Below are 12209 nucleotides of genomic sequence, written 5' to 3'. Positions count from 1 at the left end.
GGCTATGTCTGGCCGACTCAGTGCTGGGGGCAGCTGGATTGCATGAGCTGCTTCACGAAGATCGTCGACGGTGAGCGCGATGCTCTCCCCGCCGAGGATGCAGAGCTCGACGCCGTACGGATGAAGATGCCGGGACCGATGGCTAGCGACAGCCTGGTGCGGCTGGCATGCCAGCTGCGATGCAAGGGCGACTCCCTGGTTCTCGAGAAGCGGGGCGTGCGGTCCGAGGTCGCTGAGGACAACAACATGAAGGATCTGGAAAGGAGTGCGACATGAGCGCAACAACCGAGGCCGTCGGTACGGCCTCCGTTCTCGACACCGCGGCGCTGCGGAGTCTGTGGCGGTCGATGGCCCGTGAGGAAGCGCTGGATACGCGCATCGTCACCGGCATCAAGCGAGGAGAGCTCGCCACGGTGATCTGGCCCTCACGCGGACAGGAAGCCGTGTCCGCCGCGATGGGTCACGTGCTCCGGCAGGACGACCGGCTGGTCACCACCTACCGCGGTCTGCATGACCACGTCGCGAAGGGCGTGCCGCTCACCGAGATCATCGGCGAGGTGATGGGCACCTCCGTCGGCGCCTCGCGTGGCAAAGGCGGCACGATGCACATCACCGATCCCGAACATGGAGTGCTGCTCACGACCGGCATCGTGGGTTCCGGCATACCGATCGCAGTCGGTGCCGCCCTTGCCGCGGTCAAGCAAGGCTCCGACCGTGTCGTCGTCGTCACGTTCGGCGACGGGGCCACAAACACGGGGTCGTTCCATGAAGGCGTCAACCTGGCGGCGGTCTGGAAGCTGCCGGTCGTCTTCCTGTGCCAGAACAACCTGTACGCCGAGATGACTCCGATCGAGGACACGATGGCGATCCCGCATGTGGCCGATCGCGCCAAGGGCGTCGGGATGCCGGGGGTCACTGTCGACGGCAATGACCCGGTCGCAATGGTATCGGCGCTCGAGGAAGCCGTCGAACGCGCCCGGGCGGGAKGCGGCCCCACTCTGGTCGAGGCCGTGACCTTCCGATTCGAAGGTCACTACGCAGGCGACTCGGGCAAGTACATCCCGGGAGATCAGCTCGCGCACCAGAAGACGGTAGACCCCATGGTCACCTTCCCCCGGTACCTCGTCGAGAGGGGGATCTCGCAGGCCGAGATCGACCGGATCCGCGCCGAGGCTGCGGCCGAGGTCGAGGAAGCACTCAAGATCGTTCTCGCCGCACCCATCCCGGACGCCGACGAGATCCGCGCCGACGTCTACGCAAACGAATTGGTGGTCACTCATGACTGACACACGCGTCATCTCCATCCGTGAGGCTCTCAACGAGGCGCTCGAGGAAGCCCTTCGGACCGACCCCACGGTCTTCCTCCTCGGGGAGGACCTCGCAGATCCCGCCGCGGGGGTCAACGGTGTCACCCGCGGACTCTCGACGGCCTTCGGTGACGACCGGGTGATGAATACCCCAATATCGGAGGCAGCGATCATCGGCGCCGCCGTCGGTGCCGCGATCGAGGGCTTCAAGCCCGTTGCCGAGATCATGATCATGGACTTCATCGGAATCGCGATGGATCAGATGGTCAACCATGCGGCCAAGATCCGATACATGTCGGGCGGGCGCACAACCTGCCCGCTGACCGTGCGCACCGCCGTCTTCGCGGGAACCGGCTCGGGCGGCACGCACTCGCAGTCTCTCGAGGCCTGGTTTATGCACGTTCCAGGAATGAAGGTCGTCTTCCCCAGCAACCCTGCCGACGCTAAGGGGCTGCTTCTCGAGGCCATCTTCGACCCCGATCCTGTCCTCGTCATCGAGGCGTCACGCCTATACGGGCTGAAGGGTGAAGTGCCGGTCGGTGACGGACATCGGGTGCCCATCGGAAAGGCGGCGGTACTCCGCCCGGGATCGGACATGACCCTCATCACGTACGGCCTGGCGACCACGGCGACCTTGCAGGCCGCCGAGAAGCTGGCGGAGGAAGGCATCGAGGCCGAAGTCATCGATCTTCGGTCGTTGCTTCCCCTCGACATGGACACCGTGCTCGAGTCGGTGGGTCGCACTCGTCGTGCCGTCATCGCCCACAACGCCACCACCTTCGCGGGGCCCGGGGCCGAGATCGCCGCGCAGATCTCGGCGAAGCTCTTCGGGGTCCTGGCCGAGCCGGTCCAGCGCGTCGGGGCGGACTTCACGCCGATTCCCGCGCGGGCCTCTGAATTCGCCGTGACGCTTGGCGTGGACGGCATCCTCAATGCAGCAAGAACAGTGATGGGAGCAGTACGTGTCTGAAGTGTCGGTGACGATTCCGAAAGTGTCGATGGCGTCCGAAGAGGTCGTCTTCGTGGGATGGCTGGTCGGCGACGGGGCTCCCGTCAGCGAGGGGGATGCGATCTACAGCATCGAGACGGAGAAGGTCGAGACGGACATCGAGGCGGCTGCCAGCGGCATTCTCCGGTACGGAGAAGCCACGGACGACGAGACCTACGCGGTCGGCAGTGAAATCGGACGCATCGAGCTGACGTCTTGAGCGCAGTCGTCTGGGACGAAGAGTTCGACGTCGTTGTCATCGGCAGCGGGGGCGGCGGACTTGTCGCCGCTCTCGCCGCGCACTCGTCGCGCAGGCGGTCGAGTTCTCGCAGCTGGCCCAGAACATCATCGTCAAGATTCCCGCCACAGCAACCGGAATCGCCGCGATGGAGGAAGCCGCATATCGCGGCGTCAGCATCAACGCGACCCTGAGCTTCACCGTCCCGCAGGCGGTCGCGGTCGGAGAAGCGCTCGAGCGGGCGCTTGACCGGCGCGCCGCAGACGGACTGCCCGAGCAGGAGTTCGGTCACGTCGTCACGATCATGGGTGGGCGCTTGGACGATTGGCTCAAGAAATGGACCTCGGAGCATCGCGTCCTCACCAGCCCGGGTGCCCATGGACTGGGCGGGGGTCGCCGCGCTCAAGCGCGCACACCACCTGTTCACCGAGCGCGCTTATCGGAGCCGCATCCTCTCCGCTGCCTTCCGCAATCATCTGCAGTGGTCAGAGCTCGTCGGTGGCGATCTGGTCGTTTCACCTCCGTTCGACTGGCAGGCGCGCATCAATGAAAACGAAATCCCGGCGGAGTCCCGGATCGACGTACCGGTCGCCGCGGACATCCTGAGCGAACTCTATTCGCTGACCGAGTTCCGTCGCGCCTACGCAGTCGATGGCATGGTGCCTGCGGAGTTCGAGGACTTCGGCGCCGCGCGCAACACGCTGCGTCAGTTCCTCGATGCTGCCGCTCAGCTTGATGCTCTGGTCCGCGACATCCTCATTCCCGCCGCGTGACGAGAGAGCCTTCGTAGAGGAAATCACCTTTCGATCTCGTCGCTGGGTGCGCCCCGAGGACCTGAACGCGAACGGGACACTGTTCGGCGGCAGCCTGTTGCGCTGGATCGACGGAGAGGCCGCGATTTGCGCAATCGTTCAGCTGGGCAACAACCGTGTTCAGCGACATCACCTACGACCGTGATCGGATGCCGAGAGCATCCTTCTCATGACAGGCTCATTGCACGGGCTCAAGGGGGACTCCATGACCGGTTGGCGCATCCGCGACTACCACGCCGACGATGTCGACGGCATCCTGCGCCTTTGGGAGCAAGTGCTCGCCGCAAACGCGGAGCCCGTGTACGGGCTTGCGGACGTCCTCGCCTCCTGCTCCAAGGACCATGCGGTTGTTGCCGTGATCGGCGACGAGGTCGTCGGCGCTGCCATCGGCCGCGTCGCGCACGCACAGGGCTGGGTGGTCTTTCTTGCAACGGCATCGCACGTGCGCGGCCTCGGAATCGGCTCGTCGCTCCTTGCCGCGCTGGAGGCCCGAATGGCGGCTGCGGGCATCTCGAAGATGTCGGCGCTCATGCCGGCCGCCGAAACGAGGATCGGCGCATTCCTGCATCAGGGATTCGCTTTGAAGCAGGACCTGCACTACTTCGAGCGTCACATCCCCGTCCAACGGGAGGAGCTGAAGATCCTCGCCGAGCTGGGCGGACGCGTTCTTCCGCGTGGGCTGTGGGACAGCGTTGGCGGAATGACCGCCGAGAAGGCTCTGCTTGAGCGCCGTGTGGTGATGCCGCTCGCGCAGTCCGAACTGGCGGACAGATTCGGTGTCGTCCCACCACGTGCCATCGTGCTGTTCGGCCCGCCCGGAACGGGCAAGACCACGTTCGCGAAGGCCATCGCGTCGCGCCTCGAGTGGTCCTTCGTCGAGGTCTTCCCGTCCCGCCTCGCATCGAACCCCGGTGGGCTGGCGGGGGCTCTTCGCGAGACCTTCACGAAGATCTCCCAACTAGAGCATGCTGTGGTGTTCATCGACGAGGTCGAAGAGATCGCCTCGCATCGTCAGGGGGAGCCGCCCTCCCCGACGCAGGGGGTCACGAACGAGCTCTTGAAGATCATCCCCGCCTTCCGGGAGCAGCCAGGGAGACTTCTGATCTGCGCGACGAACTTCATCAGGGCGTTGGATGCCGCCTTCCTGCGGCATGGGAGGTTCGACTACGTCATCCCGATCGGGCTCCCCGACGAGGAAGCCCGCGACGCGATCTGGCGTCGCTACATCCCGGCTGCGGCAGGCAGCCTCGACGTTCCGAGCCTGGTCGGAATGACCGAGGGATTCTCGCCAGCAGACATCGAATATGCCGCCCGAAAGGCATCCCAATCCGCGCTCGAGAACGCGGTCTACTCCCGCGCGGAAGACCCTGAAGGTCCCTTGGTCGAGGATTACGTCGCGGCGATCTCGGCGACGCGGGCCACAGTGTCGGCCGAGGTCGCCGCCGAGTTCTGGGAGGACATCGAGACGGTCGGGCGCCTGTAGTGCGTGGCAGTGGCGAATGGGCGAATGTGTGCACGGATGTGTGAGCGAAGGCTCGACATCCGCGGCTTCACGCGACTCTCTGGCCTCCTGCCGTCCGCCTACGGATCAGAAGGTTGCGCTGCGCCGACGCTGCCGGTGCGCGGCCTCACCTTGACTTCAGCTGACCCATGACGCGGCCTGACACATGTGCATCGATGTCGAATAGTATAGGAGATCCGCAAGACAGGGTTTGGAAGGGGTCCGTATGGGGAGCGTGGAGCCTTACGAGACCACGGCCGGGCGCCGCTACCGCGTGCGCTATAGACGTCCCGACCACCGGCAGATGGCCAAGCGAGGCTTCCGGACCAAGCGTGAGGCCGAGCGCTATCTGGTTACCGTCGAGTCGCAGATGCTGACCGGAGAGTTCATCGACCCCGCGAGCGCTCGAGTGACCGTGGGGGAACTCGCTCCGAACTGGCTCGGCGTCAAGCGGATGAAGCTGAAACCGTCCAGCTACAAGCCACTAGATGATGCGTGGCGCGTATACGTGGAACCCCGATGGGGATCGATTCAGCTCGGCGCGATCACTCACTCAGAAGTGCAGAAGTGGATTACCGAAGTGAGCGCAGGGACCGCGCACACCACCCGACGCCTGCACCCGCGGACCGCCGGACAAGCCGGTCGCCCGAAAAGCGCATCCGTTGTCATTCGCGCACACGGCGTGCTTGCTGCGGTCCTCGACGTCGCCGTCCGTGATCGGCGGATTCCACGCAATCCCGCGCGAGGGGTCGACCTGCCTCGAAAGCTCAAGAAGCCCCACCGTTACCTCTCTCACGAGGAGGTGGACCGGCTCGCGGACGCCGCGGGCCCACTACATTCGACTGTTGTGCTCGTTGCGGCGTATACCGGGCTTCGATGGGGCGAGTTGTCGGCCCTCCGTGTCCGCGACCTCGACATCGAGCGTGGCCGACTGGCAGTCAACGAGAACGCCGTGGTAGTCGGAACCGACTTGCATCTCGGTTCACCGAAGACTCACGAACTGCGATCTGTGGGATTTCCTACGTTCCTTCGCGGATCTCTCGCGGCTCTGGCGGATGGCAAATCGCCGCACGCCCTTCTCTTCGGAGCCGGTGAGGTTCATCTCACGCGACCGCGATCATCCGGCGCGTCGCGATCGTGGTTCATGCGCGCGTTGGCCGAYGCGGGCCTGCCTCGCATGACCGTTCACGATCTTCGTCACACGGCGGCGTCCCTCGCGATCGCGTCTGGCGCCAATGTCAAAGCGGTCCAAAGAATGCTCGGTCACGCATCGGCGGCGATGACCCTGGACGTATATGCCGACCTCTTCGACGAAGACGTGGATACCGTCTCGGCGGCACTGGATCGAGCCCGCTCTGCAGCGCTTGTGTCCAAATTGTGTCCATTCGAGGTCGAGGCCTCGGACTAGAAGGTCCGCGATCCCAGTCTTTTCAAGGGATCGCGGACCTTCTAACTTCGACGCGACGGCGGGAGTCGAACCCGCTGCTCAGCCGGTATGAGCCGGTGCCCGGGACCACCCGGATCGTCGCGATGACCTCACGCTAGCCCCAGTCGCCCACAGAGTGAGAGAGCGTTAACCGGGGTTTCGCTGTGAGTCCTCTCGTGACGGGCGCACCGCCTCAGGCGAGAGACGCCGCATATCGCCGCAGGTGCTCGACGACGAACGCGTGATCATCCTCCTGCGGCAGACCAGATACGCCCACCGTGCCGACGACGCCCACCCCCGCAATGGTGATGGGAAACACCCCGCCGTGTGCGGCGTAGAGCGTCGTGTCGAGGCGGCCGTCGACGTCGAAGTCGCCCCCGTGGGCCTTGAACGACTGCCCGACGGCGTACGAGGAACGCCCGTACCGGCGGGCGACGCGCGTTTTGCGTTCGAGCCACCCGTCGTTGTCGGCGCTCGATCCCTTCAGCGCCTTATGGAACACCCGCGCCTCGCCCAACGTGATGCCGATCACGATCGGCAGCCCTGCATCCAGGGCTGCGGCGCGCAGCGCCGATCCCAGCCGCCACGCGTCCTCCAGGTCGAAGCGGGGGAGCACGATCTCCGCTTCTTCGGCCTCGATGCGGGTCAGGATCTCGCGAGGGTCGCTCATGCACTCGAGCGTAGCGACGCGCGTGGCGCGGCATCCGTCACCGTTTCGAGTCGCACGGCACGGACCCGGAGCCCGATCTGCGGACGGATGCTGTCTCGACGGTGGTCAGCGCGTATGACGTTCTGCGCGCATCGATGACGGCATGTGACACAAGACAACCAACCGTGACGCGGCGGTGTGCGGGCGGCCCGGCGCCATCCCTACTGTCGGGGAGCGCCGAGGAGCACCGAGCCGGCGCCCCTGCCCCTCCCCACGAAAGGCGCCGTGATGTCCACGACGACCGCTCCACTCGCCGACACGCGGCTGTCCACGGCCCTGCGCTCCGTGCTCGCCGACCTCGGGCGATTCCCGCAGATCGAGGTGCGGCATCCTTCTGAGGACACCCTCGACTATCTGCACGATGCGGCGACCCGCGGCGCGCGCATCGGCGCCGATGCGGGCCCTGCCGTCGCCCTCCCGACTTCGGCCGAGCAGGTGCAGCAGGTCGTGCGGATCGCGGGGGCGCACGGTGTCGCGATCGTTCCGCGTGGCGCGGGCACCGGTCTGTCGGGCGGCGCGCTCGCGGCCGGCGACCAGCTCGTCGTGTCGACGGAGCGTCTGGACAGAATCGTGGAGGTCTCGCCCCTCGATGAGGTCGCCGTCGTCGAGCCCGGTGTGCTCAACGCCGCTCTCAACGCCCACGTCGCCCAGTGGGACCTCTTCTATGCGCCGGATCCGGCAAGCTACGAGATCTCGACGATCGGCGGCAACATCGCCACGAACGCGGGCGGCCTGCGCTGTGCGAAGTATGGAGTGACTCGCGAATCGGTCCTCGCCCTCGACGTCGTCCTCGCGGACGGCAGTCTCGTCTCCGTCGGGCACCGTTCGATCAAGGGCGTGACGGGTCTCGACCTCGTCTCGCTCTTCGTCGGTTCGGAGGGCATCCTCGGCATCGTGGTGCGGGCGACCGTGCGCCTGCGGCCCCTCCCTGTCGCGCGCCGCACGATCACCGCCTTCTTCGGCTCGACCGACGACGGGGCTTCGGCGCTCGCCGCCATCACCCGCAGTCGCGTGAGGCCCGCCGTCATCGAGTTCCTCGACGAGCGGACCCTCCGCAACATCGACCGGCATCGCGGCACCGACCTGCGGGAACGCGGGGGATCGCTGCTCCTCATCGAGCTCGACGGCTACGGCATCGACGAGCAGTTCGCCGATCTGCGGGTTGCCCTCGAAGGCGTCGGGGGAGTCGTCCGAGTTGAGGACGATGCCGAGGGTGAGACGCTCTGGGCGCTCCGTCGTGGGGGCCGCGGGTTCGACGACGACACGTGGTTCGCCGGCGGTGACATCGCGGTGCCGAAGTCCCGGATCCCCGAGGTGTACCGCGCCCTGCCGAGCCTCGAGGCCCGGTTCGGGGTCGAGATCGGCGCGGTGGCGCACGCCGGCGACGGGAATCTGCATCCGATCATCACCAAGCCGATCCCCGCAGGCGCCGATCCCGCATCGCCGCCCGCCGAGCTGCACGAGGCGGCCGACGAGCTCGTCCGCCTGGCACTCGCCCTCGGCGGCACCGTCAGCGGCGAGCACGGCATCGGCACGGTCAAGCGAGAGCTCGCCGCGCTCGAGCTCTCGGAACGCAGCCTCACCGCGCAGCGGGCGGTCAAGGCGGCGTTCGATCCACACGCCCTGTTCAACCCGGGCAAGGCGTTCTGAGACGTCGGCGCCTCGGCGCCGCCACCCATCCCCACATCACAGCAAGGACAAGAAGAATGACCAAGAGACGATTCCTCTGGCGGGCCGCGGTCGCGGCCACCGCCCTTCTCACGACGACGGCGCTCGTCACGGCCTGCGCCGGCCCCAGCACCGACACGGCGAGCGTCGACACCGCTTCTGTCTCGCCGAAGGAAGGCGGCGACCTCGTCTTCCTCATCGACTCGCTCGGCGCCACCTGGATCCCGAACTCCAGCTCCATCTCGAGCTATCAGGGCCACGTGTGGGGCCACATCACGGACAAGCTCATCTACGTCGACGGCGAGGGCAATCTCAGCCCCTGGGTCGCCGAGAGCTGGGAGCAGAGCGCGGACGCGACCGAGTTCACGATCCACCTGAAGGACGGGGTCACCTTCTCGGACGGAACCTCGCTGGATGCCGCAGCCGTCGTCGCGAACATCGACATCTGGGCGAAGGGCGCGCCCGACAAGGGCATCGCGCGCATCGGCCTGTTTCCGTCGGCGAACTACGTCGCGGCGGAGGCCGTCGATGACACGACGGTGAAGGTCACGTTCTCGAAGCCCACTCTGAGCTTCATCCCGACGCTCGCGTACCACGGCTCGATCCTCATCTCGCCCTCGACGCTGTCGCTCTCCGCCGAGGAGCAGGCCGATCTCTCGAACGACATCGGAAGCGGCCCCTTCGTCGTCGAGTCCTGGAAGGAGGGCGACAGCGTCGTCCTCACCAAGCGGGCCGATTACGACTGGGGGCCCGAGGCACTCGATCACGAAGGCCCGGCTTATCTGGACTCGCTCACCTACAAGATCGTCGCCGAGCCGACTCTGCGCACCGGAGCGGTGCAGGCAGGGCAGGCGGATGTCGCCTACAACGCCTCCCCGCAGGAATTGGATGCCCTGAAAGACGAGGGCTTCGTCATCTCGGTGCCCCGGTACCTCGGCTTCGCGAACGGCTACGCGCTGAACACCACCGTCGCGCCCTTCGACGACGAGGCCGTCCGGCAGGCTTACACGCACGGCATCGACCGCGACCAGATCCTGGCGACGGTCTACACCGACGACTGGCACGCGGCCGAGACGTTCGTGCAGAGCAACGTGCCCGAGGCGACCGACCACACATCGGCTTTCGCGTACGACCCCAAGAAGTCCGAAGAGCTGCTCGACGACGCCGGATGGGTCGAGGGCGCCGACGGAGTCCGTGCCAAGAACGGCGTTCCGCTCGCTGTGACGCTCTACCCGAACCCCTATCTCGCGACGTCGAAGGCGATCGACGAGCTCGTCGCCCAGCAGCTCGCCGAGATCGGCTTCACAGTAGACATCGAGGCGTACGACGTGGTCACCTACGGCACGAAGGTCATCGGCAACAAGACCGTCGCGGCCACCGAGATCACCCGAAGCTTCGTCGACATCGGCACGATCCCCGGCGTCCTCACCGCCAGCAACCCCGGCGACGAGGACTGGTTCAAGGTCGGCACCAGCGATGCCCAGCTCAACGATCTCGCTGCTTCCCTCGCCTCGGCGACCGACACCGAGTCGCGCGCGAAGGTCTTCGAGGACGTGCAGGAGCACGTGCTGTCGAAGGGCTACTTCGTCCCGCTCGTGGCGCTGCGTTCACGCGCAGCGCCACGGTCCCACCTCTCGAGGAGGCCGAGATGAAATCCGAGTACGCCCGCTTCGCCGTCCCGCGGATCGCCCAGGCGATCGTGGTCGTGCTCCTGGCCTACGTCTTCACGTTCATCGTCATCAGCGTGCTGCCGGGCGATCCGGTCTCGAGCACGCTCCGCAATCCCGACAACGGTTTCACCGAAGATGAAATCCAGACGATCGTCGAGTACTACGGCCTCGACCAGCCGATGTTCGTCCAGCTCTGGCAGTCGCTGACGCGCTTCCTGCTGGGCGACTTCGGCCTCTCCCTGCGCTCCAACATCCCGGTGAGCCAGCTCATCGCCGAAGCACTCCCGTCGACCGTCATCCTCGCCTCGACCGCGCTCGTCGTCGCGATCGTGCTGGCCGCTCTCATCGCGTGGGGCAGCCAGGTGCTGCCAGTCCGCTATGGCCAGGGCGTCCTGCGCGCGTTCCCCTCGCTCTTCCTCTCCATCCCCAACTTCGTCATCGGATTGCTGCTCATCCAGGTGTTCGCGTTCGGCCTCGGCGTCTTCCGGATCATCGACGCCGAGAGTCCGTGGTCGACGTTCTTCGCCGCCATAGCCCTCGGCATCCCGGTGTCGGCTCAGCTGGCCGAGGTGCTCATCGCGAACCTCGACCACGAGAGCCGGCAGGAGTACGTCGCCGTGGCCAGGTCACAGGGACTGCGCCGGACGGCGGTCTTCGGGCGCCACCTGCTCAAGCCCTCCGCCCTCCCGACGGTGACGGTGCTCGCGCTCATCGTCGGAGAGCTGCTCGGCGGCTCGCTGATCACCGAGTCGATCTTCGGTCGCACCGGGATCGGCTCTTTGGTCCAGCGCGCTGTCGCCACGCAGGACCTCCCGGTTCTTCAGGCCGTCGTCTCTCTCGCGGCCGTCGTGTTCGTCGTCGTGAATCTGCTGGCCGACCTCGCCTACCCGATCCTCGACCCGCGCGTGAGCCTCGGCAGGGCGCGACGAGCCTCCGCGCCGGTCGCGGTCCAGCCCGCGGCCCTCCCCGTGCCGGCGACCACCGGCACCGGCCCAGAGCCGGCCCCGATCAAAGAAGAGGTGAGCGTCCGATGACCGGCGCAGCTCTCACCCTGCGCCGGCCGGTGTCGGCCACGCGGGCCCTTGCGGCATCCGTGCCCCTCACGACGCTCGTGTCGTTCGCGTTCCTCGCGATCGTCCTCGCCTGGGCCGTCGCACCGGGCGCCTTCACGGCGTACGACCCCGCAGTCGGCGTTCCTGAGGACAAATTCCTCGCACCCAGCGCCGTGCATCTCTTCGGCACCGACCAGCTCGGCCGGGACCAGCTCACCCGCGTGATCTTCGGCACGCAGTCGTCGGTCCTGAGTGCGCTCGTCGCCGTCGCCATCGGCGTCATGGTCGGCGGCGTGATCGGCCTGGTCGCCGGCTCCTTCGGATCCTGGCCCGACATCGCCCTCGCCCGGCTCGTCGACGTCCTCCTCGCCATCCCGAGCTTCCTGTTGGCCGTGGTGATCGTGAGCTCGCTCGGCTTCCAAACGATCAACGCGGCGATCGCGACAGGCGTTTCCGCCGTCGCGGTCTTCGCGCGAGTCATGCGCTCCGAGGTCATCAAGACGCGCCGTGCGGTGTTCGTCGAGGCATCCACGCTGCAGGGCGGCTCCCGCGCGCACATCCTCTTCCGCCACATCCTGCCGAACGCCTCACGGTCAATCCTGACGCTGGCCGTCCTCCAGTTCGGCCTCTCGATCCTCGTGATCGCCGGGCTCGCCTTCCTCGGCTACGGCGACCCGCCCCCGGCATCGGACTGGGGTCTGCTCATCTCCTCGGGCAAGGACTACCCGCGCGCACCCTGGCTGCTCGTCTTCCCCGCCGCCATCACGATCGCCACCGTCCTCTCGATCAACCGCATCAGCCGCTGGCTGCGCAAGACGTCCTGACCGCACGCAGAGAG

General features: G+C 66.7%; 12 protein-coding genes, 1 tRNA gene and 2 pseudogenes. 13 read left to right on the top strand and 2 right to left on the bottom strand.

What is annotated here, in order from left to right:
* The 9 genes and pseudogenes from AC1DP3_RS13200 to AC1DP3_RS13160 all read left to right on the top strand — a co-directional run.
* Positions 1-276: hypothetical protein (locus AC1DP3_RS13200; RefSeq protein WP_477293965.1), on the top strand; the 276-nt coding region annotated here is incomplete at its 5' end.
* On the top strand, positions 273-1286 hold the full coding sequence (locus AC1DP3_RS13195) for a thiamine pyrophosphate-dependent dehydrogenase E1 component subunit alpha (RefSeq protein WP_477293964.1): 1014 nt from the start codon (positions 273-275) through the stop codon (positions 1284-1286). The genes AC1DP3_RS13200 and AC1DP3_RS13195, both read left to right, overlap by 4 nt.
* On the top strand, positions 1279-2277 hold the full coding sequence (locus tag AC1DP3_RS13190) for an alpha-ketoacid dehydrogenase subunit beta (RefSeq protein ID WP_477293962.1): 999 nt from the start codon (positions 1279-1281) through the stop codon (positions 2275-2277). Before AC1DP3_RS13195 ends, AC1DP3_RS13190 begins: the two co-directional genes overlap by 8 nt.
* Entirely contained in the window at positions 2270-2515 is a 246-nt protein-coding gene (locus tag AC1DP3_RS13185; protein WP_477293960.1) for a biotin/lipoyl-containing protein, read from the top strand. Before AC1DP3_RS13190 ends, AC1DP3_RS13185 begins: the two co-directional genes overlap by 8 nt.
* 10 nt (positions 2516-2525) lie before the next feature.
* Positions 2526-2822 (top strand): annotated as a pseudogene (locus tag AC1DP3_RS13180) (transaldolase family protein); the annotation flags it as partial.
* Positions 2823-2904: 82 nt separating this feature from the next.
* Positions 2905-3306 carry a hypothetical protein gene (locus AC1DP3_RS13175; protein ID WP_477293959.1) on the top strand — a complete coding sequence of 134 codons (402 nt, stop codon included), beginning with the start codon at positions 2905-2907 and terminating at the stop codon, positions 3304-3306.
* Positions 3269-3463, top strand: a pseudogene (locus AC1DP3_RS13170) (hypothetical protein); the annotation flags it as partial. The gene AC1DP3_RS13175 and the pseudogene AC1DP3_RS13170, both read left to right, overlap by 38 nt.
* Before the next feature lie 87 nt (positions 3464-3550).
* Positions 3551-4828, top strand: a complete 1278-nt coding sequence (locus tag AC1DP3_RS13165; RefSeq protein WP_477293957.1) for an ATP-binding protein — start codon at positions 3551-3553, stop codon at positions 4826-4828.
* 244 nt (positions 4829-5072) lie between these two features.
* On the top strand, positions 5073-6254 hold the full coding sequence (locus AC1DP3_RS13160) for a tyrosine-type recombinase/integrase (protein ID WP_477293955.1): 1182 nt from the start codon (positions 5073-5075) through the stop codon (positions 6252-6254).
* Between the two features lie 50 nt (positions 6255-6304).
* Here AC1DP3_RS13160 and AC1DP3_RS13155 read toward each other — a convergent pair.
* Both AC1DP3_RS13155 and AC1DP3_RS13150 read right to left on the bottom strand, forming a co-directional pair.
* Positions 6305-6376: transfer RNA gene (locus tag AC1DP3_RS13155), tRNA-OTHER, on the bottom strand.
* 89 nt (positions 6377-6465) lie between these two features.
* The gene (locus AC1DP3_RS13150) at positions 6466-6942 is read right to left on the bottom strand and encodes a heme-degrading domain-containing protein (protein WP_477293953.1); all 477 of its coding nucleotides are present in this window, start codon (positions 6940-6942) and stop codon (positions 6466-6468) included.
* Positions 6943-7209: 267 nt separating this feature from the next.
* On the opposite strand from AC1DP3_RS13150, the gene AC1DP3_RS13145 reads away from it, so the two are divergent.
* From AC1DP3_RS13145 to AC1DP3_RS13130, 4 genes are read left to right on the top strand one after another with little or no spacing between them, the layout of a single operon-like run.
* Positions 7210-8631, top strand: coding sequence for an FAD-binding oxidoreductase (locus tag AC1DP3_RS13145; protein ID WP_477293952.1), 1422 nt, complete (start codon positions 7210-7212; stop codon positions 8629-8631).
* A gap of 56 nt (positions 8632-8687) precedes the next feature.
* A complete protein-coding gene (locus tag AC1DP3_RS13140) occupies positions 8688-10301 on the top strand; it encodes an ABC transporter substrate-binding protein (protein ID WP_477293950.1) in 1614 nt (537 codons plus the stop codon).
* Positions 10298-11353, top strand: a complete 1056-nt coding sequence (locus tag AC1DP3_RS13135) for an ABC transporter permease (protein ID WP_477293948.1) — start codon at positions 10298-10300, stop codon at positions 11351-11353. The genes AC1DP3_RS13140 and AC1DP3_RS13135 overlap by 4 nt, the downstream gene beginning before the upstream one ends.
* Positions 11350-12195 (top strand): ABC transporter permease, encoded by an 846-nt coding sequence (locus tag AC1DP3_RS13130; protein ID WP_477293947.1) that lies wholly within the window; start codon positions 11350-11352, stop codon positions 12193-12195. The genes AC1DP3_RS13135 and AC1DP3_RS13130 overlap by 4 nt, the downstream gene beginning before the upstream one ends.
* Positions 12196-12209: the final 14 nt, after the last annotated feature.

This window comes from Microbacterium sp. P5_B6 (genome assembly GCF_056400345.1).
The sequence above is the reverse complement of the archived record's forward strand: the minus strand, read 5'-3'. Positions and strand labels throughout refer to the sequence as shown.